22 protein-coding genes are annotated in these 22,543 nt (G+C 48.7%); 13 read left to right on the top strand and 9 right to left on the bottom strand.

Going from position 1 to position 22,543, the window contains the following annotated elements:
- Nucleotides 1-18: 18 nt before the first annotated feature.
- The 4 genes from radC (at nt 19) to mutM (ending at nt 2,213) form a co-directional block, all read left to right on the top strand.
- The gene (gene radC / locus FOC35_RS08555; protein WP_172568674.1) at nt 19-696 is read left to right on the top strand and encodes a DNA repair protein RadC; all 678 of its coding nucleotides are present in this window, start codon (nt 19-21) and stop codon (nt 694-696) included.
- Nucleotides 697-910: 214 nt separating this feature from the next.
- Nucleotides 911-1,147 (top strand): 50S ribosomal protein L28, encoded by a 237-nt coding sequence (gene rpmB, locus FOC35_RS08550; protein WP_008457442.1) that lies wholly within the window; start codon nt 911-913, stop codon nt 1,145-1,147.
- A 20-nt stretch (nt 1,148-1,167) separates the two neighbouring features.
- Nucleotides 1,168-1,335 (top strand): 50S ribosomal protein L33, encoded by a 168-nt coding sequence (rpmG, locus tag FOC35_RS08545; protein WP_001051798.1) that lies wholly within the window; start codon nt 1,168-1,170, stop codon nt 1,333-1,335.
- 68 nt (nt 1,336-1,403) lie between these two features.
- Nucleotides 1,404-2,213: a bifunctional DNA-formamidopyrimidine glycosylase/DNA-(apurinic or apyrimidinic site) lyase gene (gene mutM, locus FOC35_RS08540; RefSeq protein WP_172568673.1), complete on the top strand. Its 810-nt coding sequence runs from the start codon at nt 1,404-1,406 to the stop codon at nt 2,211-2,213.
- Here mutM and coaD read toward each other — a convergent pair whose 3' ends face one another.
- A complete protein-coding gene (gene coaD / locus FOC35_RS08535; RefSeq protein WP_172568672.1) occupies nt 2,214-2,693 on the bottom strand; it encodes a pantetheine-phosphate adenylyltransferase in 480 nt (159 codons plus the stop codon). It lies immediately after the preceding gene.
- An 8-nt stretch (nt 2,694-2,701) separates the two neighbouring features.
- On the bottom strand, nt 2,702-3,979 hold the full coding sequence (gene waaA / locus FOC35_RS08530) for a lipid IV(A) 3-deoxy-D-manno-octulosonic acid transferase (RefSeq protein ID WP_172568671.1): 1,278 nt from the start codon (nt 3,977-3,979) through the stop codon (nt 2,702-2,704).
- A gap of 378 nt (nt 3,980-4,357) precedes the next feature.
- Here waaA and rfaQ point away from each other — a divergent pair, with 378 nt between their 5' ends.
- The 6 genes from rfaQ (at nt 4,358) to FOC35_RS08500 (ending at nt 10,655) form a co-directional block, all read left to right on the top strand.
- Nucleotides 4,358-5,428: a lipopolysaccharide core heptosyltransferase RfaQ gene (gene rfaQ, locus FOC35_RS08525; protein ID WP_172568670.1), complete on the top strand. Its 1,071-nt coding sequence runs from the start codon at nt 4,358-4,360 to the stop codon at nt 5,426-5,428.
- The gene (locus FOC35_RS08520) at nt 5,425-6,549 is read left to right on the top strand and encodes a glycosyltransferase family 4 protein (protein ID WP_172568669.1); all 1,125 of its coding nucleotides are present in this window, start codon (nt 5,425-5,427) and stop codon (nt 6,547-6,549) included. The genes rfaQ and FOC35_RS08520 overlap by 4 nt, the downstream gene beginning before the upstream one ends.
- Nucleotides 6,542-7,339 (top strand): lipopolysaccharide core heptose(I) kinase RfaP, encoded by a 798-nt coding sequence (gene rfaP, locus FOC35_RS08515; protein ID WP_172568668.1) that lies wholly within the window; start codon nt 6,542-6,544, stop codon nt 7,337-7,339. Before FOC35_RS08520 ends, rfaP begins: the two co-directional genes overlap by 8 nt.
- Nucleotides 7,340-7,404: 65 nt before the next feature.
- Nucleotides 7,405-8,415, top strand: a complete 1,011-nt coding sequence (gene waaO, locus FOC35_RS08510) for a lipopolysaccharide 3-alpha-galactosyltransferase (RefSeq protein WP_172568667.1) — start codon at nt 7,405-7,407, stop codon at nt 8,413-8,415.
- A 71-nt stretch (nt 8,416-8,486) separates the two neighbouring features.
- Nucleotides 8,487-9,506 (top strand): glycosyltransferase, encoded by a 1,020-nt coding sequence (locus FOC35_RS08505; protein ID WP_172568666.1) that lies wholly within the window; start codon nt 8,487-8,489, stop codon nt 9,504-9,506.
- A 6-nt stretch (nt 9,507-9,512) separates the two neighbouring features.
- The gene (locus FOC35_RS08500; protein WP_172568665.1) at nt 9,513-10,655 is read left to right on the top strand and encodes a lipopolysaccharide N-acetylglucosaminyltransferase; all 1,143 of its coding nucleotides are present in this window, start codon (nt 9,513-9,515) and stop codon (nt 10,653-10,655) included.
- 45 nt (nt 10,656-10,700) lie between these two features.
- Here FOC35_RS08500 and rfaL read toward each other — a convergent pair whose 3' ends face one another.
- The 4 genes from rfaL to rfaD are packed head-to-tail and all read right to left on the bottom strand — an operon-like array spanning nt 10,701 to nt 14,898.
- Entirely contained in the window at nt 10,701-11,909 is a 1,209-nt protein-coding gene (gene rfaL, locus FOC35_RS08495; protein ID WP_172568664.1) for an O-antigen ligase RfaL, read from the bottom strand.
- 28 nt (nt 11,910-11,937) lie between these two features.
- Nucleotides 11,938-12,900, bottom strand: a complete 963-nt coding sequence (gene rfaC, locus FOC35_RS08490; RefSeq protein ID WP_172568663.1) for a lipopolysaccharide heptosyltransferase RfaC — start codon at nt 12,898-12,900, stop codon at nt 11,938-11,940.
- Complete coding sequence (gene rfaF, locus FOC35_RS08485) at nt 12,900-13,949, bottom strand: ADP-heptose--LPS heptosyltransferase RfaF (RefSeq protein WP_172568662.1); 1,050 nt, start codon at nt 13,947-13,949, stop codon at nt 12,900-12,902. Before rfaF ends, rfaC begins: the two co-directional genes overlap by 1 nt.
- 16 nt (nt 13,950-13,965) lie before the next feature.
- Nucleotides 13,966-14,898 carry an ADP-glyceromanno-heptose 6-epimerase gene (gene rfaD / locus FOC35_RS08480; RefSeq protein ID WP_016538897.1) on the bottom strand — a complete coding sequence of 311 codons (933 nt, stop codon included), beginning with the start codon at nt 14,896-14,898 and terminating at the stop codon, nt 13,966-13,968.
- Nucleotides 14,899-15,182: 284 nt separating this feature from the next.
- On the opposite strand from rfaD, the gene yibB reads away from it, so the two are divergent.
- The 3 genes from yibB (at nt 15,183) to tdh (ending at nt 18,563) form a co-directional block, all read left to right on the top strand.
- The gene (gene yibB, locus FOC35_RS08475) at nt 15,183-16,040 is read left to right on the top strand and encodes a protein YibB (protein WP_172568661.1); all 858 of its coding nucleotides are present in this window, start codon (nt 15,183-15,185) and stop codon (nt 16,038-16,040) included.
- 290 nt (nt 16,041-16,330) lie between these two features.
- Nucleotides 16,331-17,527: a glycine C-acetyltransferase gene (kbl, locus tag FOC35_RS08470; protein WP_172568660.1), complete on the top strand. Its 1,197-nt coding sequence runs from the start codon at nt 16,331-16,333 to the stop codon at nt 17,525-17,527.
- 10 nt (nt 17,528-17,537) lie between these two features.
- The gene (gene tdh, locus FOC35_RS08465; protein ID WP_016538899.1) at nt 17,538-18,563 is read left to right on the top strand and encodes an L-threonine 3-dehydrogenase; all 1,026 of its coding nucleotides are present in this window, start codon (nt 17,538-17,540) and stop codon (nt 18,561-18,563) included.
- 42 nt (nt 18,564-18,605) lie between these two features.
- Here tdh and FOC35_RS08460 read toward each other — a convergent pair whose 3' ends face one another.
- From FOC35_RS08460 to gpmM, 3 genes are read right to left on the bottom strand one after another with little or no spacing between them, the layout of a single operon-like run.
- On the bottom strand, nt 18,606-19,496 hold the full coding sequence (locus tag FOC35_RS08460; RefSeq protein WP_254065389.1) for a divergent polysaccharide deacetylase family protein: 891 nt from the start codon (nt 19,494-19,496) through the stop codon (nt 18,606-18,608).
- Between the two features lie 48 nt (nt 19,497-19,544).
- Nucleotides 19,545-20,807 carry a murein hydrolase activator EnvC gene (gene envC, locus FOC35_RS08455; RefSeq protein WP_172568658.1) on the bottom strand — a complete coding sequence of 421 codons (1,263 nt, stop codon included), beginning with the start codon at nt 20,805-20,807 and terminating at the stop codon, nt 19,545-19,547.
- A 9-nt stretch (nt 20,808-20,816) separates the two neighbouring features.
- Nucleotides 20,817-22,364: a 2,3-bisphosphoglycerate-independent phosphoglycerate mutase gene (gene gpmM / locus FOC35_RS08450; RefSeq protein WP_172568657.1), complete on the bottom strand. Its 1,548-nt coding sequence runs from the start codon at nt 22,362-22,364 to the stop codon at nt 20,817-20,819.
- Nucleotides 22,365-22,543: the final 179 nt, after the last annotated feature.

Genomic DNA, 22,543 nt, shown 5'->3' with positions numbered 1-22,543 from the left:
AAGCCAGGAGGGGATGCCATGAAAGGGAATAATGCTATTGAAAAATCGACGTTGCCGCGTGAAAAGTTGCTGAAGTTTGGCGTCAGTTCGCTAACCGATACCGAACTGTTGGCGCTATTTTTACGAACCGGGTGCCGGGGGATGCACGTTCTGGTTTTTGCCAACATGTTATTGCGTGAGTTTGGTTCACTGCATCGCCTACTGTCAGCCGACTTTTCTCATTTCGAAAAAGTGAACGGAATCGGTGTTGCAAAATATACCCAACTGAATGCAATAGCTGAGCTGGCAAGGCGCTATTACTCTTCTCAGGGAGTGAGTGAGCTTTCTCTGCTCAACCCTGGGAAGGTGCGCGAATACATCCAAAGCCAGATAATGACCGAAGAACGAGAGGTTTTTCTGGTGTTGTTTCTGAATAATCAGCATCAGGCCATCAAATGTGAGCGCCTTTTTGCCGGTACGCTGGGGCACGTTGAGGTTCATCCGCGAGAAATTGTGCGCGAAGCGATGAAATGTAACGCCGCAGCTATTATACTGGCGCACAACCACCCTTCAGGTAAGGCTGAGCCGAGCAAAGCCGACCGGGCCATAACAGAGCGTATCGTTAAAGTCTGCCTGTTTATGGAGATTCAGGTGCTTGATCATCTGGTTATTGGCCATGGAGAGTACGTTTCTTTCGCTGAGCGAGGGTGGATTTAGGCCAATGAGCGCGATCCATAGGGATCTTTGTCTGTTCGGGACTTGAGCACATGCCTCACACAGCGTATACTACGCCACCTTTGAGAATCTCGGGTTTGGCATTATGCGCCTGGCACTGTGGTTCACATTGAACCGCCAGGGACCAGGCTTGCAGCCTGACGAGGCGCCTAACCCTATACGAAGCTCGAGCTAATTTGATTTTTGGAGAATAGACATGTCCCGAGTCTGCCAAGTTACTGGCAAGCGTCCGGCGACCGGTAATAACCGTTCCCACGCACTGAACGCGACTAAACGCCGTTTCCTGCCGAACCTGCACTCTCACCGTTTTTGGGTTGAGAGCGAGAAGCGTTTTGTCACCCTGCGCGTATCTGCTAAAGGTATGCGTGTAATTGATAAGAAAGGCATCGATACAGTTCTGTCTGAACTGCGTGCCCGTGGCGAAAAGTACTAAGTACTTAGAGGAAATAAATCATGGCTAAAGGTATTCGTGAGAAAATCAAGCTGGTTTCTTCTGCTGGTACTGGTCACTTCTATACCACCACGAAGAACAAGCGTACTAAGCCGGAAAAACTGGAACTGAAAAAGTTCGATCCAGTTGTCCGTCAGCACGTTATTTACAAAGAAGCCAAAATTAAATAATTCTGGTAACTTTGTTGAAGAAACCCGGCTCAGGCCGGGTTTTTTTATGCCTGTTTCCCGGAGGAGCGATGCCTGAATTACCAGAGGTTGAAACCAGCCGCCGCGGTATTGAACCGCATCTGGTCGGCCAAACGATTTTGCATGTCGTGGTACGCAATTCACGTTTGCGTTGGCCGGTATCAGATGAAATTCATGCCCTGAGCGATAAGCCGGTGCTGAGCGTACAGCGTCGGGCAAAGTATTTACTGCTGGAACTGCCGGACGGCTGGATAATCATCCATCTTGGTATGTCCGGTAGCCTGAGGATCCTTCAGGACGAGCTTCCCGCAGAGAAGCACGATCATGTTGATCTGGTTATGAGTAACGGCAAAGTTCTGCGCTATACAGACCCGCGCCGTTTCGGGGCGTGGTTATGGGCTAAAGAGCTTGAGGGCAGTAATGTTCTGTCTCATCTTGGGCCAGAACCGCTGAGCGATGAATTTAACGCTGATTACCTGCGTGAGAAATCGGCGAAAAAGAAAACGGCGATCAAACCGTGGTTAATGGATAACAAACTTGTGGTTGGCGTGGGGAATATCTATGCCAGCGAGTCGCTGTTTGCCGCCGGGATCCACCCTGACAGGGCAGCAAATTCACTCTCGAAACGTGAGTCTGAAATTTTAGTCGCGACGATCAAAGCGGTACTGCTGCGTTCAATTGAGCAGGGCGGGACAACGCTAAAAGACTTTCTTCAGTCTGATGGTAAACCGGGATACTTTGCGCAGGAACTGCAAGTTTATGGCCGGGCAGGTGAACCGTGTCGGGTATGTGGTGCGCCGATTGTTGCCGGTAGGCACGGGCAGCGCAGCACTTATTATTGCCGCCGCTGCCAGCGGTAATTATTTAAGCCGTTCGATAAGAGCTTTGCAAACCTGCTCTGGCAGGAAGTGGGCGACGTCTCCGTGATGGCGGGCCACTTCTTTTACCAGTGAAGAAGAGACAAACGACCACTCTTTCGACGGCATCAGAAATACGCTTTCCAGCTCCGGCATTAAATGGCGGTTCATATGCGCCAGCTGCATCTCATATTCAAAATCAGCGGCGGTGCGCAAACCACGAACCAGCACATTTGCCCGCTGCTTACGGGCAAAATTTGCCATTAAATCACTAAAGCCGATCACCTCAACGCCGGGAAGATGCGCCACGGCCTGTTGTGCCAGAGCAACACGCTCTTCCAGCGTAAATAAAGCATTTTTGCTGGGGCTGGCAGCAATCGCAAGGATCACCCGATCAAACATACTGGCAGCACGGGTAATGATATCAAGATGGCCGTTGGTGATGGGATCGAAGGTTCCCGGATAGATTGCCCGCTTTTGCATATCAGACCTTAGTGTGTTTTTGGGGGGAGATAGGGTTCCAGCAGCTGTAGCAGGCGCTGTAAGGCGCCCTGATTCTGATAGAGCACTTCCACGGCATGGCGGCCATAGAAGTTACGATAATCTTCATCGGTGAGCAAAGACGCAATCTCTTTTACTAATGACTGGTCGTCGGTCACTGTAATCAGGCCGTCTGCCTGTGACAGACGGGCACAGATATCTTTGAAGTTAAAAGTGTGTGGCCCCATCAATACGGGAATGGCGTGTGCAGCAGGCTCCAGAGGGTTATGGCCGCCTCTTTCTACTAATGAGCCCCCCACAAAAGCTAAGTCTGCGATGCCGTACAGCAGCATTAACTCACCCATCGTATCGCCGATAACAACCTGAGTACCTGAGGACGGGACTTCGCCGGATGAGCGCGTTGTGTAACTTAATCCGGCATTTCGCACCAGGTTTACGGCGTCCGGGAAGCGTTCCGGGTGACGTGGCACGAGAATCAGCAACAAATTAGGGAATTGTTTGAGCAGCGTTTGATGGGCCTGAAGAATAATGCTCTCTTCACCTTCATGCGTGCTGGTTGCTATCCAAACCGGGCGATGAGGTGCCCACTGGCGGCGTAACGTTACCGCCCGGGCGGCAAGCTGAGGCGTAACTGAAATATCAAATTTCAGGCTGCCTGTTACCGTTAGCTGGCTGCGCTTTGCACCAAGCGCGACAAAGCGCTCGCCGTCTTCTTCATTTTGCGCAGCGATCAGAGTAATGCGCTGCAGCAGCGTGCGGACAAACTGGCCCAGTTTTGCATAACCTTTAGCGGAGCGAGCAGAAAGCCTGGCGTTGGCTATGACTAATGGAATGTAGCGTTTGTGCAATGCTGCTATCAGGTTTGGCCACAGCTCTGTTTCCATAATCAGCACCAGCTTCGGATCGACTTTATTCAGGAAACGGTTGAGCGCGCAGGGTAAATCGTAAGGCAGGTAGACGTGCTGAACGTCTTCCCCAAAAGCGGACATAACCCGCTCCGAGCCCGTTGGTGTCATAGTGGTGACGGTAATCGGGAGCTCAGGGTAGCGATGGCGCAGGGCCCGGACCAGTGGTATGGCCGCGAGCGTTTCCCCGACGGAAACGGAATGCAGCATGATGCCGCCTGGCTTAAGCGGTTTTTTATAGAAACCGTAGCGTTCGCCGATGCGTTTGCGGTATGCGGGAGCTTTACGACCGCGCACCCACAATCGCAGCCAGATGAGTGGCTGTATGAGGTAAAGCAGTGTGGTGTAAAGCAACTGAAGCATAGGACATGACTGACATTATGAATGTGCTGGGGATTCTATGTATTTAACCTGAGCTTTGCCATTACTTTTCCCCTATTTGGCTTAAAAGCTATGCGCATTGCACCGGGATGGTGCGCTCCCGGGTTTTCGCTTTCTGCTTAGGTTAGCTATAAAGGGGCTAAAATTGACCGGAAATAGCCTTTCGTCATGATGTACACGTAACAATATTTCTATTCTTATCATGTTGTTATGCTTAGGGATATTCGTTTCGGAATGGCCGGGAATAAGTGATACACTAGATATAAAAATGAACACGTTGTCAGTGGACAGGTAGCTGTTGAGCCTGGGGCGGTAGCGTGTTTTTTTGTTTTTCAGTATTGCTGATATTAAGAGCCGACGGTGAATACGACATTTAAAAGAATTCTGGTGATAAAAATGCGCTTTCACGGCGATATGTTGCTGACAACGCCCGTGATCGGTACCCTCAAGCGCAACTATCCTGAAGCAAAAATAGATGTCCTGCAGTATCAGGATACGATTCCGATTCTTTCTGGAAACCCAGAAATCAATGCAAGTTACGGTATAAGCAACAAAGGCGTAAAGACCGGAAAGAAAATCAGTAATTTCCTCTCGCTGATAAGCCGCCTGCGAAAGAACCAATATGATCTGATAGTAAACCTGACCGATCAGTGGAGCGTGGCAATGATGGTTCGTTGCCTTGGCCCGGCGGTAAAAATTTCCCAGGATTACGATCATCGGCAATCATCGTTCTGGAAAAATAGCTTCACCCATCTTGCTCCTGTTGTTGGCGATCATGTGGTTGAAGCCAGTCTTTCCGTTCTGGCTCCTTTGGGCATTACCGATTTCTGTACCGAAACGACCCTGTTTTATGCCCCGGCGGACTGGCAGAAGATTCGTGGAATGCTGGATGAGCAAGGTATCAGAGATAACTATGTTGTCATCCAGCCGACTGCCCGGCAGCTGTTTAAATGCTGGGATAACGACAAGTTTTCACGGGTTATTGATTTCTTGCAGGATAAGGGGTTTCCGGTTGTATTGACTTCCGGCCCAGGCGCTGCCGACCTTGCCTGCGTTAACGAAATTGCACAGGGTTGCCAGCGCCCCCCGATTGTGGCGCTCGCCGGCAAGACGAGTTTCCCCGAGTTGGGTGCATTAATCGATCACGCGGCATTGTTCATCGGCGTTGACTCTGCTCCCGGGCATATTGCTGCTGCGGTGAAAACGCCGGTAATTAGCCTGTTTGGCGCAACGGATCATGTTTACTGGCGTCCATGGACCGAGCAGATTACCCAGTTCTGGGCGGGTAACTATCAACCGATGCCCCCTCGAGCTCAGCTCGATCGGAATAAAAAATACATGTCGGTTATCCCCGCAGAGGATGTGATTGCCGCCGTTTCAAAAATGCTCCCCGTAACTGAGGCAGAGCCACAAACTGGCGGAACACTATGACCGTTGCTTTTTGCCTGTATAAATATTTTCCCTTTGGTGGCCTGCAGCGGGACTTCATGCGTATTGCGCAGGCGGTTGCAGCGCGTGGTCATGCTGTTCGCGTTTACGTGCAGTCCTGGCAAGGGGATAAGCCTGAAGAATTTGAGATTATTACCGTCCCGGTTCGCTCAAAGACAAACCATGGCCGAAATACCGAATATTATCAGTGGGTGAAGGCGCATCTTAGCCAGCATCCGGTCGCGCGAGTGGTTGGCTTTAATAAAATGCCGGGCCTGGATGTTTATTACGCCGCCGACGTTTGTTACGCCGAGAAAGTGGCAAAAGAAAAAGGTTTCTTTTACCGCCTGACTTCCCGCTATCGGCACTATGCGGAGTTCGAACGAGCCACATTCGAGCAGGGAAAACCGACAAAACTGCTTATGCTGACGGATAAGCAAATCGCTGACTTTGAAAAACACTACGGCACGGAATCCTCCCGTTTCCTGATCCTTCCTCCCGGCATCTATCCTGATCGTAGATTCGATAACCATCAGCCAGGAAGCCGGGATCGTTATCGGGAAAAAAATGAGATTGGCGCAGAGGACTACCTTGTATTGCAGGTAGGTTCCGATTTTTCGCGTAAAGGGGTCGATCGCTCTATTGAGGCGCTTGCTGCTTTGCCAGAAGCCATTCGCAACAGGACCACGTTATTTGTCGTCGGCCAGGATAAACCTGGGCGCTTTAAGGCATTAGCGCAAAAACGTGGCGTGGAAAACCGGGTTCGTTTCTTTTCCGGGCGAAATGACGTCTCTGAACTGATGATTGCCGCCGACTTGCTTATCCACCCTGCCTATCAGGAGGCGGCCGGGATTGTGCTGCTCGAGGCTATTGCAGCCGGATTGCCTATCCTTGTGACGGAGGTTTGCGGCTACGCGCATTATATTGCGGATGCAAAATGCGGCAGGGTAATTGCCGAGCCGTTTAATCAAAAGTCGCTAAATGAGGCTTTATCTGGCGCTCTGACGAACACAGAGCAGCGCCAGCTTTGGGCCGAACATGCCCGTCATTACGCCTGCACCCAGGACATTTATAGCCTGGCAGAAAAAGCAGCTGACATTATTGTGGGGGAGCCGCGTGGTTGATTTAAAAGAGCCTTTTGCCTCCCTTTGGCGGGGTAAGGATGTTTTTGCTGAAGTTAAAAAGCTTCAGGGTGAGGTTTTTCGCGAGCTGGAAACCCGGCGAACGCTTCGCTTCGAAGCCGCAGGAAAGAGCTATTTCCTGAAATGGCACCAGGGCACTGCCTTTAAAGAAGTCGTAAAAAACCTTATTTCATTCCGTATGCCGGTCCTGGGTGCCGACCGTGAATGGAAGGCTATTCATCGCCTGAAGGCGCTGGATGTGGACACCATGCAGGGCGTTGGATTTGGTGAAAAAGGGCTGAATCCAATCAATAAAACGTCATTTATCATTACCGAAGATCTGACCCCAACAATTAGCCTCGAAGATTACTGCGCCGACTGGGCAACTAACCCGCCTGATGTGAAAGTAAAGCGGATGCTGATCGGGCGTGTTGCCGCTATGGTGCGCAAAATGCACGGCGGCGGCGTGAACCATCGTGATTGCTATATTTGCCACTTTTTATTGCATCTGCCGTTTGATGGCCAGGAAAGCGACTTAAAGATTTCGGTAATTGACCTGCATCGCGCGCAGATTCGTTCAAAAGTTCCTCTCCGTTGGCGGGACAAGGATCTTATCGGACTTTACTTCTCATCGATGAATATTGGGCTGACTCAGCGGGATATTTGGCGGTTTATGAAGCGCTATTCTAATCAGCCTCTAAGAGAGATGATAGAAACAGAACATGCACTGTTGGCTAAAGCGGAAGAAAAAGCGAACAAAATAAAGGAAAGAACGATTCGTAAATCGTTATAGCTGCCTGTAAAGTGAACCTTAAAGGTTCCAGTGACCTATTCATTTAAATTGGATAAGAATTAAAAATGTCTCAATTCAGTGATGAAGATATCATGCTTTCGGCTTTCGAATTCAATCATCAGAGAGTGAATGCTGATGATGTTTTAAATATAGCTTTTGGTATTGATAAGAATTTTCTTTTTGGATGTGGCGTAGCTATTTCATCAATCCTGTTGAGTAATCCGTCAGCATGCTTTGAGTTTCATGTTTTCACTGACCATTTCAGTGAAGATGATAAAATTCGATTCTCGGCATTAGCTAAGCAATATAAAACATGTATTCATATTTATGTGATTAACTGCGAAAAACTTAAGTCCTTGCCCAGCACAAAAAACTGGAGTTACGCGACTTATTTTAGGTTTATTATTGCTGATTATCTTTATGGCAAGCTTGATAAGCTTCTCTATCTGGACGCGGATATTGCTTGTAAAGGAAGCATCCAGGAGTTAGCGAACTATACTTTTTCGGATAAAGAAATTGCCGCAGTAGTTGTTGAACGAGATATTGATTGGTGGACTAATCGTTCTATTACTCTTTCGACCCCAGAGTTGATTTCCGGCTACTTCAATGCAGGCTTTCTGCTTATTAATATTAATGAGTGGAATGCGAATAATATTTCCTCTAAAGCAATAGAAATGCTGCGTGATCCGGTGTGGGTTGAGAAAATAACTCATCTTGATCAAGACGTACTAAATGTGCTGTTGGTTGGGAAAGTTAATTTCATTAATGGGAAATATAATACACGTTTCAGCATAAATTATGAGTTGAAAGATAACGTTGTTAATCCCGTCAATGATGAAACCGTTTTTATTCATTATGTAGGGCCAACAAAGCCATGGCATAACTGGGCGAGTTATCCTGTTTCTCTGAGCTTCCTGACGGCTAAAGCAGCCTCGCCATGGCAGAGTGTTGAGCTTCTTAAGCCAATAAATAGTCATCAATATAGATACTCTGCTAAGCATCAATTTAATCAAAAGCGCTACTTCCATGGCATTATGAATTATATTAATTACTACGTTGCTAAATGCAAAGAATAATAAAGTGACGGCTGTAATATATAACCATAATTTTATACTGCACAATGAGTTGTGATGAAAGGTTATTAAAATTGGATTTTAAAAAACTTACTCAATTTAAAAATATAATCGTTCTGGATCGTCGCTCTGAAAAATGTGAAGATCGTTCGACTTTTAATATTTCTTGGGGGATTGATAGGAATTATCAGGTTGGTGCTGCAATATCTATTGCATCAATTCTTGAAAGTAATAAACAGCATGATACTGATTTTACCTTTCATATTATTGCTGACTATTTAGATAATGACTATATTGAGCTTTTAACACAATTAGCAGAGCAGTATAAAACTGTTATTAAATTATATCATATTGATTCTGCACCGCTGATTTCGCTGCCCAGAACCAACATTTGGCCTGTATCTATATATTATCGTTTGCTTTCATTTGATTATTTCTCTGAGCGCCTTGATAGTTTACTCTATCTGGATGCTGACGTTACATGTAAAGGATCCCTACAAGATCTTGTCTCTTTAGAATTTAATGAAGAGTATGGCGCTGTGGTGATTGACGTCGATTCAATGCAGAGAAAGAGTGCCGTACGGTTACAGAATTCAGAATTTGAAGGGCATTATTTTAATTCTGGAGTAATGTATATTAATTTAAAGCAATGGTTAAAGTCCGAGTTGACAGCAAAGTTTTTTAATTTACTCGCCGATGAAGATATTGTAGCTAAATTGAAGTACCCTGATCAGGATATTTTAAATATTATGTTCCTAAATCATGCAAAGATATTACCAGGGGAATATAATACTATTTACTCTTTGAAGTCAGAGTTTGAGAAAAAAGAAAGTGGTTACTATAAGAAATTTATCAAAGAGGATACTGTTTTTATACATTACACCGGTGTGACTAAGCCGTGGCATGATTGGGTTGATTATCCGGCAGCACAGTTTTTCCGTACGGTTTATGAGCTTTCACCATGGAAAGGAATACCTTACCAGGCTGCTGTAAAAAAACATGAGTATAGAGAGAAATATAAACACCTGCTTTATCAGGGTAAAGTAATAAGTGGCCTCTTAGCAGCAGCAAAATATAATTTAATGAAAGGTTAAGATTTTATGGTTGATAAAATTATATTTACTGTGACACCTATTTTCTCTATTCCTCCTCGTGGAGCCGCAGCTGTCGAAACATGGATGTATCAGGTAGCACAGAGAACATCAATTCCAAACCGGTTAGTGTGTATTAAAAACGAAGGATATGCGGATTTTACTCCGGTAAACGATAACTGCAGCATCTATCGAATTGGTTTTAGTCGAATCTATAAGCGTCTCTTCCAGAAGTGGACCCGCCTTGACCCGCTGCCGTACTCACAACGAATACTGAATATTGCAAAAGACTTTCATATCACAGATGAAAGTGTCGTTGTTGTGCATAACAGTATGAAGCTGTATCACCAGATTCGACAGCGTGCTCCACAACAAAAAATCGTTATTCATATGCATAATGCGTTCGAGCCTAAAATGCTTGAGCAAGATGTAAAAATGATTGTACCGAGTTTTTTCCTGAAGGATTACTATCAGAAGTATTTGCCAGATGCAGATATTGTGATTGTACCCAATGGAATTGATTTAGATATTTATCAGTCCTCTTATGAGTCGGTTTCCAGAGCAAGTTTGGATATTGCTGATAAGGACAAGGTTATCTTCTATGCGGGGCGTATTGTACCGGATAAAGGTGTCTTACTATTGATGCAGGCATTTGAAAAACTCACTGCGAAGCATCAAAATCTAAAGCTTGTGGTGGTTGGTGATCACCAGGAAGTGAATAAGGGTGAGAATGGTGCCTATCAACGTGAAGTTGTTGAGATTGCTGAACGTTTGCAGAACCAATGCCTCATGCTGGGAAGTATAGCACCCGAGCAAATACACCGTTACTACCCTCTTGCTGATTTAGTTGTTATTCCGTCTCAGTTCCAGGAACCATTCTGTATGGTGGCCATCGAGGCAATGGGAGCAGGTAAACCCGTGTTGGTTAGTACTCGTGGCGGTATGGTTGAGTTCGCCAGGAAGGGAGAAACAGGTTTTCATCTGCGAGAACCAATGACGGCGGACTCTATTGCTCAGGATATAATGAGTACGTTGCAAAGTAATGATATAGATATTGTTGCTAAACGTGGTCAGAGCTATGTATATGAACATTTTAGCTGGGATGGCGTCACACAACACTTTGAGGAAGTTATTCATAACTGGTTTCATTAATAAAAAAGGCTACGGAATGTAGCCTCTTTTATTTTTGAGGTTTTATTATTTATTTTTCATGGCTATCAGAAAACCAATCAGTATACCTAACAGGTCCAACTGTATTTGCTCAACATTTCCTCGAATAATGAAATAGCCGATAAATGATAATAAAATAATCATGTATGCATTTATTTGAGAGTACTGGCTTCTCTCAAAAGCGTTTGCAAGACACTCTTTTGTAATTGCTGCATAAATCAGTAACAGGCCAGTCAATCCGAGTAAACCGGTACCAAACCAAACAAATAATGCTAAATTATGTGGTCCAATAGATTCACGAAAAGTCCAGTCAGGATAATCAACAGCACGCTTATTGTAGACGTCTTTATAAGCAACGTTCCCAAAACCGTATCCAGTAATGGGGTTTTCCATAATAAGATCGTAGGCACTGCCTTGCGTACCATTTGTATAGCGATAAGAGCTGTCGGTTTGCTGAAGTTTAAATGTCAGATTTGCAGACATTTGCTTATGTGAGAAAATTGCTGCCAGCGCAATCGCTGAAATTATGATCCCTGTAATAAGCAGTTTCCATTGCTTATTTAATAAAACCCATATAAGGCTAACAACCAATACGGAAAGCCATGCACCCCGTGAAAGTGTACCTAAAATAAGAAGTAGATAAACCAGGCTCAGCATAATGAACCCAATCCTGTATTTTAGTGATTTAATTAACCACATGCTGAGGAGGGCCGGGAAGAGAAATACCATCGAATCAGAAATACTGCGATGCCGATAATCTGTAAACGGCATAATTCCCTGTTTATAATCCTGATAATAAAATATGAGTTCTGATAAGCAGCGTAAGCTCAGTGCCGTAATGAAAGAAAAGAAAATCAGCTTTGAAATTAACTCTTTGCTTTCATTTCTTAGCAAAACAGGGATAGCGATAGTGCACAATAGTGTGTTTTCTAAAACAGATCTGCTGATTTCTTTCAAACTGGCTTTGAAATCAGGGGTTTGTAGTAGAGAAAGTAATACAGCAACGGTTAAAAAAGCAACGCTGTAGAAGAGAAACGTTTTGAAAACAGGTAAGTAGTGCCGTGGTTGTCTACAAAGATATAAAATTGTCGTTATCGCCATCAGCATAACAATGAGATGCTTATAACGAGTGATATTTCCTAAAAAATAGGTGGCGATAAACAAGAATACAAGCGTTCTATTCCAGTATAAGGTCCAGTTTTTTTTCTCATTAGAAAAAAATAATATATGGGCCATCTCTTCTCCGCTGTCGAAATTCGAGTGCTTAAATATTAACCGTAAGTTGATTGAATACGGTAGAGGCAGTCAAATCACCAAGACTGCTGCTGGGCGACCGGCACTCGACCTGATTTTTCCCATACCCACCAATGAGACCCGGATCTGTCGGTCCGTAAAGCGTCACATTCGGCCGGTCTAATGCTGCGGTAAGATGACTTAATCCTGTATCAACGGAAACGACATATTTTGCCCCCGCCAGCACTTTAGCCACTTCCTCCAGCGTCATCTTCGGTAACACATCAACAAAATCAAACCCTTCTGCCAGTCTTTTTGCACGTGCTTCTTCATGAGGTGCTCCCCACGGCAGCTTAATGCGAATCCCTGAATCCTCCAGCAGACCAATTAGCTCTCGCCAGTTCGTCTCCGGCCAGTGTTTATCATCCCGCGTGGTCGCATGTAAGAATACGGCATATTGGCCGTTATCGGCGTTCAGATTGTTCAGGAAATGCCGCGCGATGGCGTAATCGCCCTGAGTTTGCGGCTTGCTATAGCCCAGACTTTTGGCAAAAAGCTCACGCACACGTTCAACAGCATGTTGCTGTTTGGCAACGCTGTGTTTTACGTTGTAGAACAGGCTGGCTAAAGGTTCACGGGCGCTGTTCCAGTCCATGCCATGTTTAACGCCATGCGCATTACGAGTCACCAGAGCCGCGCTCTTTACCAGGCCCTGAGCGTCGATAATGCAGTCATATTTCCTGGCTTTCAGGATCTGGTAGAATGCTTTGCGCTCGGCGCGCGTCTCAGAAGCAAACCAGCTCTTTCTCCAGCGACGGATAGCGACCGGAAACACATTCTCCACGGCAGGATGCCAGCCGGGGATCTGAGCGAAACCTTCTTCAACAACCCAGTCGAATTTGATACCCGGAATAGCATGCATCGCGTCGGTCAACGCGGGAAGGGAATGCAGTACGTCGCCCATTGAGGACGTTTTGACCAGAAGCACCCGCATTAGTCTTCCTTACTGGTAGTTAACAGCTCGGTTAACGCGACCAGCACGCTGTCCGGAGTAATATCAATCAGGCTCTGGTGATACCCTTCTGCCGCATCACCTTTGCGTACTTTATGGTAGCCGCTAATCAGGCGGATTACTTTTGCTTTGTGGGACAGCGGCGGCGTGAAGTCAGGGCTGCTTGGGCCATATAGCGCCACCAGGGGGCGCCCTAGCGCGGCGGCAACGTGCATCAGGCCGGAATCATTAGTCACTACGCCCTGGCAGGCGGAGAGCAGGATAACGGCCTGTTCAAGCTGAGTATCACCGGCAAGATTACGGCACCAGGCCTGCTGTTCGGTAGTAAGCGTGGCGAGAATATCGTTACCCGCATCTTTGTCTTTGGCTGAGCCAAATAGCACGACCTGATAGCCAGCATCGATGAGTTTGGCTGCCAGATCCGCGTAATGATAATGTGGCCAGCGTTTAGCCGGGCCAAACTCTGCACCAGGACAAAAACCTATAATCGGGCGCTGCTGGTCGAGATTGAAGGCGGCGCAGGTCTGCGCTTTCTCGCCCTCATTAACCTGTAACTTAGGCCACAGCAGCGGTTGGGGTAAGTCTTTGGCGGATTGCATAACGCCCTTGTCGTATGCAAGAGCGACATAGCGCTCCACCATTAGCGGCCACGCCTGTTTGTCCAACTTCCGGCTGTCGTTGAGCAGGCCATAACGCATTTCGCCTAGCCAGCCGGTACGATGAGGAATTTTGGCAAAGAAGGGAACCAGAGCGGACTTGAACGAGTTTGGCAGGACGTAAGCGCGATCGTAGTGCTTATTACGCAGGCTGTGGCCAAGACGGCGACGTTCGCCGATTTCCAGCGCGCCGTGGCCGAGCGGCATGGCTATTGCCTCGTTAACTTCCGGCATGCGGGATAATAATGGACGGCACCACGCGGGTGCCATCACATCAATTATCGCCTGGGGATAACGCGCCTTGAGCGTGCGATAGAGACTTTGCGACATCATCATGTCGCCCACCCATGACGGGCCAATCACCAGAATTTTCATGCTTCAGTTGGCCTGCTTATGCGTCACGATTTAACCATGTCATATACTCCGCAACCCCTTCGGCTACGGTTTTAAACGGCTTGTCGTAGCCGGCGGCGCGCAGGTTTGTTAAGTCGGCTTCGGTGTAAGCCTGGTAGCGGCCTTTCAGCTTATCCGGGAAAGGAATGTACTCGATACTGCCTTTCTTGTGGAACGCCAGCGCGGCATCCGCTACGGCCTGGAAGGACTCTGCACGGCCTGTTCCGCAGTTGAAAATACCTGACACGCCATTCTGCCAGAACCACAGATTGACCGCAGCCACGTCGCCCACATAGATGAAGTCACGTTTGAAACTGTCGCTGCCTTCAAACAGTTTTGGGTTCTCGCCGTTGTTTAACTGGGTATTAAGGTGGAATGCTACGCTTGCCATGCTGCCTTTGTGGCCTTCGCGCGGTCCGTAGACGTTGAAGTAGCGGAAGCCGGTAACCTGTGAGTTGGCTTCAGGCAGGATCTGGCGTACATATTCGTCGAACAGGAACTTTGAGTAGCCATAAACATTCAGAGGCTGCTCAAACTCGCGGGATTCAATAAAGTCTTTATTGCGGCCGCCGTAAGTGGCTGCGGAAGAGGCATACAGGAACGGAATTTCGTGCTCCAGGCAATAGTGAAGCACCTCTTTGGAGTACTGATAGTTGTTATCCATCATGTACTTGCCATCCCACTCGGTGGTGGAAGAGCAGGCACCTTCGTGGAAGATAGCTTCGATATCGCCAAACTCTTCACCGGCCATAATCTGGATCAGGAAGTCTTCCTTATCCATATAGTCGGCGATATCCAGGTCAACCAGGTTGGCGAACTTGGTGCCGTCCTTCAGATTGTCGACAACCAGGATATCCCGGTAGCCCTGATCATTCAGGGATTTAACAATGTTGCTGCCGATCATTCCGGCGCCGCCAGTAACGATGATCATAACTGTAACCTTCAAATTATGGAGTCAGAGACAATCTCAGACCTGAATGTGCATAATCATACCATCACATTTGCATCCCTTCAGCCATTTACACAGTGAGGTAAACCAACTGTCTCGGAGAGTTACATTGACGGGCTATTGGCTATGTTTTCAATTTTTATCGGGAAGGTTATTTAATTGAAAGCTGCTAATAAGATTGATGCCTGCACACAAAACGTACTGTGTACAGAGAGTAAGTTATTGTGATATAATATATTTCTTTATATTAATGGTTTTTATTGGCGATGAAATCATCTACCACGATTGTAACGGCATATTTTGATATTGGTAGAGGGGAGTGGACTGCTAATAAAGGGTTCCGTGATCAACTTGCCCGCTCTGTTGACGTCTATTTTAATTATTTCGAGCGATTGGCTGCTTTAGAAAATGATATGGTCGTTTTCACCTCACCCGATCTTAAGGAAAGAGTTGAAGCAATTCGACAGGGAAAACCTACGACAGTTATTGCCATTGATATAAAAAATAAATTTAAACATATTCGTGGTCTCATTGAGAAAATCCAACATGACGAAGCATTTACGGATAAGTTAGAGACCAGGCAGTTAAAAAACCCAGAGTATTGGTCTCCAGAGTACGTATTGGTCTGTAATCTAAAGACCTACTTTGTCAATAAAGCTATTAATTCTGGATTGGTAAAGACTCCACTGGTTGCATGGGTTGATTTTGGTTATTGCCGTGAGCTAAAAGTGACTCGTGGTTTAAAAGTTTGGGATTTCCCATTTAATAAAAATACTATGCATCTATTCACCATCAAGAAAGGGCTGAATGTAAAGTCATTGCAGCAGGCGTTTGATTTCATGATTGGTAACCATGTCTATATTATCGGTGGTGCTATTGTTGGCTCTCAGGATAAATGGAAAGAGTTTTATCCTCTGGTCATGGAAAGTCAAAAAATAACTCTGGAACATAACATTGTGGATGATGACCAGGGAATTTTTGTTATGTGTTATTACAAGCGGCCTGAATTATTTACCCTTAACTATCTTGGGAGGGGAAAATGGTTCGATTTGTTCCGTTGCTTCAAACGCTCAGCTTTGGGGGCCAGGCTGCAGGCGCTGAGAATTTTTCTTTCGAGGAAATAGTCGCCCTGGAGTTAATTATAATCCTGATGAATGTTATTTGAGCTGGCCCGATAGCGCTGAAGTTATCTGGCCTTTTATTTATGTTAATTTATGGCGTTTTTCACAAAGCTAATGGATTCAACACATTACGCCACTTTCGGATGTGTTTTTTATCCCGCTCAAAAGGGCGGCTGTCTACGTTTTGTTACGTGATTTATCCTGCAAAAATCAGATTCCCTGAAGCGTAATCTCGTCTCCTGGTATAGGTTTGGGTAATATGTGCCGAAATTTGCCATGCCTGGAGAATCGCGATGCGCGAAGATTTTTACAAGCAGTTGACCTCCCAGCTCGAGACGGCTCGTGCGGAAGGGTTATTTAAAGAAGAGCGTATTATCACCTCCGCCCAGAATGCGGATATCACCGTTGCCGACGGCAGCCACGTTATCAACTTCTGCGCCAACAACTATCTGGGACTGGCTAACCATCCGCAGCTGATTGAAGCGGCTAAGCAGGGGATGGACAAGCACGGGTTTGGTATGGCTTCTGTGCGCTTTATCTGCGGAACTCAGGACAGCCATAAAGCGCTGGAAGGCAAGCTGGCGGAATTCCTTGGAATGGATGATGCGATTCTGTATTCCTCCTGCTTTGACGCCAACGGCGGGCTATTTGAAACGCTGCTCGGCCCGGAGGACGCCATCATTTCTGACGCGCTGAATCATGCGTCAATCATCGACGGCGTTCGCTTGTGCAAAGCCCAGCGCTACCGCTATGCCAACAACGACATGCAGGAACTGGAAGCTCGACTCAAAGAAGCGCGTGCGGCCGGTGCTCGCCACGTCATGATTGCTACCGACGGCGTGTTCTCCATGGACGGCGTGATTGCCAACCTGAAAGGCGTTTGTGACCTGGCGGACAAATACAACGCGCTGGTGATGGTGGATGACTCCCATGCCGTCGGTTTTGTCGGCGAAAACGGGCGCGGTACACATGAATACTGCGAAGTGATGGATCGCGTGGATATCATCACCGGTACTTTAGGTAAAGCGCTCGGCGGCGCATCTGGCGGTTATACCGCAGGCCGCAAAGAAGTGATTGAGTGGCTTCGTCAGCGTTCCCGCCCGTATTTATTCTCCAACTCTCTGGCTCCGGCCATTGTTGCCGCCTCCATTACAGTACTCGAGATGCTGGCTTCCGGCGCCGACCTGCGTGAGCGTCTGTGGTCTAACGCTCGCCTGTTCCGTGAAAAAATGAGCGCTGCCGGCTTTACCCTCGCAGGGGCTGACCACGCAATCATTCCGGTGATGCTGGGCGAGGCGGTAGTGGCGCAAAACTTTGCTCGTGAACTGCAAAAAGAAGGTATTTACGTCACCGGCTTCTTCTACCCGGTGGTGCCAAAAGGTCAGGCGCGTATTCGCACCCAAATGTCGGCGGCGCATACCCCTGAGCAAATTGAACGTGCGGTGGATGCATTTACGCGCATCGGTAAGCAATTAGGCGTTATCGCTTAAGGGAGCGGTCATGAAAGCATTAGCAAAACTGAAAGCAGAAGAAGGTATCTGGATGACGGATGCGCCCAAGCCGGAAATGGGCCATAACGATTTGTTAATCAAAATCCGCAAAACCGCCATCTGCGGCACCGACGTGCACATCTACAACTGGGACGAATGGTCGCAAAAAACGATTCCAGTGCCGATGGTTGTCGGCCACGAATACGTGGGCGAAGTGGTGGGCATTGGTCAGGAAGTGAAAGGTTTTAAAATTGGCGACCGCGTTTCTGGCGAAGGGCACATCACCTGCGGCCACTGCCGTAACTGCCGCGGCGGGCGTACCCACTTGTGCCGTAATACTACCGGCGTTGGTGTGAACCGCCCCGGCTGTTTTGCCGAGTATTTGGTTATTCCGGCCTTTAATGCGTTCAAAATTCCGGACAATATCTCCGATGACCTGGCCTCTATCTTTGACCCATTCGGCAACGCAGTGCATACCGCACTTTCGTTCGATCTGGTGGGCGAAGATGTGCTGGTGTCCGGAGCTGGCCCAATTGGTATCATGGCGGCTGCGGTAGCAAAACACGTTGGGGCGCGTAACGTTGTCATTACCGACGTGAACGAATATCGCCTGGAGCTGGCTCGTGAGATGGGTATTACCCGCGCGGTTAACGTCAGCAAAGAAAGCCTGCAGGACGTGATGAGCGAGCTGGGGATGACCGAAGGATTTGACGTCGGTCTGGAGATGTCCGGTGCACCTCCTGCGTTTCGCGCCATGCTGGACACTATGAACCACGGCGGCCGCATTGCGATGCTGGGTATTCCGCCGTCCGATATGTCTATCGACTGGACAAAAGTTATCTTTAAAGGGCTGTTTATTAAAGGTATCTACGGGCGGGAAATGTTTGAAACCTGGTATAAAATGGCGGCTCTGATTCAGTCCGGTCTGGATCTTTCGCCAATCATTACCCACCGCTTCTCAATTGATGAGTTCCAGAAAGGCTTTGATGCGATGCGTTCCGGGCAATCCGGTAAAGTCATCCTGAGCTGGGATTAATCGTGCAGCCAGAGGACGAAAGTCCTCTGGCTTCTTCCTCGATCAGGCCTGCTTACCCCAGCCCTGCCACTGATGTTGTAAATATTTCACCAGCGAACTTTCGCTAATACTCTCGCTCAATACTTTGAAGTAGGTCGTCGCATACACCGGCTCAAGCGGCTTTTTCGGCTTACAAATTTTCACGCCCCGGAACGGGTTACGTGGTGGCTGTTGCTTGCCCGGCTGCGCGGTATTCGGCGTGGAGGTGTCAATTTGAGGTTCGTTCAGCAGGCTGCTCGGCCGCACCAGAGTAATGTCCGGCGGCAGGTTATAAATCATCTGCTGCAATACACGAACGGTCGCTGGATGCGGGTGGCCGATAGCAATGGCCGAGCCAGTTTTACGGGCCAGCTGAATCGCCCGATTAAACTGGAAGCGAATATCCGCTTCGTTCTGGGTATCGTCGAGAAACACTTTACGCTTAATCACTTTCACCCGGGTTCCGGCCGCGGCGCGCGTGGCCTGGCTGTTGCCGATGGTCATGCTATCGAGGAAGTAGAGATTATATTGCTCCAGGGACTGCATGACCTTTTGCATGCCGAACAGGCTGGAGGTCATAGCGCTGCCCATATGGTTGTTCATCCCGACCGCGTAAGGCACTTTATTCACCGCATCACGAATAATGCGTTCTATCTCCTCGCTGCTCATATCCGGGCGCAGCGTATCTTTCTCCAGAGGCTGCTTGCTCAGCGGAGCCATTGGCAGATGGATAAGCACTTCATGACCGGCATTATGAGCTTTGGTGGCCATTTCACGGGAGTGAGGAGCGTTGGGCAGGACGGCGACGGAGACATTGGTCGGCAGAGCCAGAACCAGATTTTCCTGCTGAGGGCGATAGCCAAAATCATCGATAACTATCGAGAGCTTACCGGCCCAGGCGGTTGTTGCCAGCATTAGCCCGCTGGCGGCGGCGAAAAAAAAGGTGCGAAACTGAGGCAAAACTTATCTTCCCAACCACGGTTGTGGATTCACTGCCTGGCCCTGGCGACGAATTTCGAAATAGAGTGACGGACGGCCCTGGCCGCCACTGCTACCCACGAGCGCGATAGCCTGGCCCGCGCGCACCTGGGTGCCCACGCTGACCAATGCGCTCTGGTTGTAGCCGTAGAGACTCATATCGCCTTTACCATGCTCGATTACCACCACAAGGCCGTAGCCCTGCAGCCAGTCGGCAAGAATAACGCGCCCGTCAGCAATGGCTTTAACTTCCGTTCCCTCTGACGCGCCGATAACGATACCTTTCCAACGTAGTTCACCTTGCAGCTGTTCGCCATAACGATGAAGTAACGAACCGCGAACCGGCCAGTACGCCTGGCCGCGAGGGGAACCCAGCCCGCCGGTTCTGGACATCAGCGAACGCTCGCTTTCGGTCGGCTTGTAGGTGGTGCCTTTGTTCGACGCCTGCTGCTGTTTGTCGCGAACCTGCTCTGCTTCTCGCGCTTCGCGTTCGGCACGGGCTTTGGCTGCGGCTTCCGCACGGGCAATCTGGTTTTGCAGGCGGCTCTGGTTTTGGCGCATCTCGCTCAGTTTCTGCTGATCTTGCTGGATGGATGACTCCAGCCCGGCGAGGGTTTTCTTGCGTTCGTTGCGTGCGCTTTCTAGTTTGGCCTGCTGCGCCTGTTGCTCATAAAGCAGCGTTTGCTGTTCGCTTTGTTTACCTTCCAGCTCGGACTTTTGCTGTGCAGCTTCCGCTTTGGTTTGCTTTAACTCTTCGATGGTCTGCTGGCGTGCGGTATTGAGATAGCCAAAATAGGCCTGCAGGCGCTGGCCACGCTGGCTTTCCTCACCGCTGAGGATCAGCTGAAGACCGGTATGCTGCCCCTGACGGAATGCGGCATCCAGCTGGGCCGCCAGGTTGCGTTCCTGGGTTGCCTGCTGTTTTTGCAGCTTTGCGAGAGAGTTATTCAGGGTGGCAATTTGATTATTTAAATCAGCGAGCGTGTTTTGCGTCTCGCGCAGCTTACGGCTGGCGGCAGAAATCGCTTCTTCCTGGGTCTTCAACTGAGCCAGCAGAACCGATCGCTGTTGCTGCTGCTGGCGTACCGCGCGCTCTTTGGCGGCGATATCCTGCTGAATAGACTGTAGCTGCTGTTTGTCATCGGCGTGACTGGAAAAAGAGCATAACAAGACGCCAGCGCTGAGCACGCTGGCGTAGATAACGGGCTTCACAGCCCAGGTGTTTGAAAAAATCGCCTTTCCCCTCATGGGGAGGGATTATTCCACGATGAACAGCGGCTTGCCAGTCATCTCTTGCGGGATTTCCATGTCCATCAGGCTCAGCATGGTTGGCGCGATGTCGGACAGCTTGCCGCCTTCTACCGCTTTCAGATTTTTCTCGCCAATATAAATCAGCGGAACCGGCAGGCTGGTGTGGGCGGTGTGCGCCTGGCCGGTAGCCGGATCGCGCATTTGTTCGGCGTTGCCGTGGTCTGCGGTGATCAGCAACTGGCCGCCAACGGCTTCAACGGCTTTAACCACCTGAGCAACGCAGTTATCCAGCGCTTCGACCGCAGAAATAGCCGCTTCATAAACACCGGTGTGGCCAACCATATCGCCATTCGGGTAGTTACAGATGATGGTATCGTACTTACCGCTGTTGATGGCGCTAAGCAGCTTGTCGGTCAGTTCTAACGAGCTCATTTCCGGCTGCAAATCGTAGGTTGCTACTTTCGGCGAGTTCACCAGCACGCGGTCTTCACCGGCAAACGGCTCTTCCACACCGCCGTTATAGAAGAAGGTAACGTGAGCATATTTCTCGGTTTCGGAAATACGCAGCTGGGTTTTGTTGTGCTTCGCCATCCACTCGCCGAAGGTATTGCTCAGGGAGGCTGGTGGATAAGCACAGGCAGTTTTAATGTCCGCAGCGTATTCAGTCAGCATCACGAAATCACCAAACTGAACGACTTTTTTACGGCTGAAGCCGTCAAAGTCGGCGTTAACGAAGGCGCGGGTAATCTGGCGGGCGCGGTCGGCACGGAAGTTCATGAAGATCAGCGCATCGCCGTCGTTCATGATGGACTCGGCTTCACCGGCGGCGCGGATAACGGTTGGTTTGACGAATTCGTCATTCTCATCACGCGCGTAGGCGGCTTCCAGAGCGGCGACCGCCGTTTCGGCCTGGTATTCACCTTTGGCCTGAGTCATCAGGTCATAAGCCAGTTCAACACGATCCCAACGGTTATCCCTGTCCATCGCGTAGTAGCGGCCAATCACGGTGGCGACACGGCCTTTGCCCAGAGCGGCAAATTTATCAGCAAATTTTTTCAGCGAAGATTCAGCGCTGCGCGGCGGCGTATCGCGGCCGTCGAGGAAAGCGTGCAGATAGATAGCTTCGGCACCGCGCTCGGCCGCCAGCTCGATCATCGCAAGGATGTGATCTTCGTGGCTATGAACGCCGCCTGCGGAAGCCAGCCCCATAATGTGAACGGCTTTTCCTGCGGCAACTGCTTTGTCAACGGCAGCGGTAAGCACCGGATTAGCAAAGAAAGTACGTTCTTTAATTTCAACGTCCAGGCGAGTCAGGTCCTGGTAAACAATACGCCCTGCGCCCAGGTTTACGTGGCCAACTTCGGAGTTACCCATTTGCCCGTCAGGCAGGCCAACTTCAAGCCCTGAAGCGTTGATCAGGGTATGCGGACGTTGAGCCCACAGGCTATCCATCACCGGAGTTTTAGCATTAAGAATGGCATTATCCTGCTGCTCTTCACGGTGGCCGTAGCCATCGAGAATCACCAGAACCATAGGTTTTTTAGTAACCGACATTGCAACAACCTCTGAGTCAAAGACAAAAAATTTGCGTAATTTTACTACAGGCGATCCCGGCAAATAGCCGCAGAAGATCAAAGAAAGGGGTTGGATGGCGATCGGATTGCTTCAGTCCGGTTCTTTTTTTCCGTAACAGCACGCAGAATCCACATAACATTATTCAGACTGGCTGTAAT

The sequence above is a fragment of the Cedecea sp. FDAARGOS_727 genome (genome assembly GCF_012273235.1).
Taxonomy (GTDB): domain Bacteria; phylum Pseudomonadota; class Gammaproteobacteria; order Enterobacterales; family Enterobacteriaceae; genus Cedecea; species Cedecea davisae.
Note: the sequence above shows the minus strand (reverse complement) of the source record. Positions and strands in the feature narration are given on the sequence as shown.

Bases quoted from the DNA above. Each gene is read 5' to 3' on its own strand.
- radC (WP_172568674.1), top strand. From the start codon at position 19: ATGAAAGGGAATAATGCTATTGAAAAATCGACGTTGCCGCGTGAAAAG.
- rpmB (WP_008457442.1), top strand. From the start codon at position 911: ATGTCCCGAGTCTGCCAAGTTACTGGCAAGCGTCCGGCGACCGGTAAT.
- rpmG (WP_001051798.1), top strand. From the start codon at position 1,168: ATGGCTAAAGGTATTCGTGAGAAAATCAAGCTGGTTTCTTCTGCTGGT.
- mutM (WP_172568673.1), top strand. From the start codon at position 1,404: ATGCCTGAATTACCAGAGGTTGAAACCAGCCGCCGCGGTATTGAACCG.
- coaD (WP_172568672.1), bottom strand. From the start codon at position 2,693: ATGCAAAAGCGGGCAATCTATCCGGGAACCTTCGATCCCATCACCAAC.
- waaA (WP_172568671.1), bottom strand. From the start codon at position 3,979: ATGCTTCAGTTGCTTTACACCACACTGCTTTACCTCATACAGCCACTC.
- FOC35_RS08520 (WP_172568669.1), top strand. From the start codon at position 5,425: ATGACCGTTGCTTTTTGCCTGTATAAATATTTTCCCTTTGGTGGCCTG.
- waaO (WP_172568667.1), top strand. From the start codon at position 7,405: ATGTCTCAATTCAGTGATGAAGATATCATGCTTTCGGCTTTCGAATTC.
- FOC35_RS08500 (WP_172568665.1), top strand. From the start codon at position 9,513: ATGGTTGATAAAATTATATTTACTGTGACACCTATTTTCTCTATTCCT.
- rfaL (WP_172568664.1), bottom strand. From the start codon at position 11,909: ATGGCCCATATATTATTTTTTTCTAATGAGAAAAAAAACTGGACCTTA.
- rfaC (WP_172568663.1), bottom strand. From the start codon at position 12,900: ATGCGGGTGCTTCTGGTCAAAACGTCCTCAATGGGCGACGTACTGCAT.
- rfaF (WP_172568662.1), bottom strand. From the start codon at position 13,949: ATGAAAATTCTGGTGATTGGCCCGTCATGGGTGGGCGACATGATGATG.
- rfaD (WP_016538897.1), bottom strand. From the start codon at position 14,898: ATGATCATCGTTACTGGCGGCGCCGGAATGATCGGCAGCAACATTGTT.
- yibB (WP_172568661.1), top strand. From the start codon at position 15,183: ATGAAATCATCTACCACGATTGTAACGGCATATTTTGATATTGGTAGA.
- kbl (WP_172568660.1), top strand. From the start codon at position 16,331: ATGCGCGAAGATTTTTACAAGCAGTTGACCTCCCAGCTCGAGACGGCT.
- tdh (WP_016538899.1), top strand. From the start codon at position 17,538: ATGAAAGCATTAGCAAAACTGAAAGCAGAAGAAGGTATCTGGATGACG.
- FOC35_RS08460 (WP_254065389.1), bottom strand. From the start codon at position 19,496: ATGCTGGCAACAACCGCCTGGGCCGGTAAGCTCTCGATAGTTATCGAT.
- envC (WP_172568658.1), bottom strand. From the start codon at position 20,807: ATGAGGGGAAAGGCGATTTTTTCAAACACCTGGGCTGTGAAGCCCGTT.
- gpmM (WP_172568657.1), bottom strand. From the start codon at position 22,364: ATGTCGGTTACTAAAAAACCTATGGTTCTGGTGATTCTCGATGGCTAC.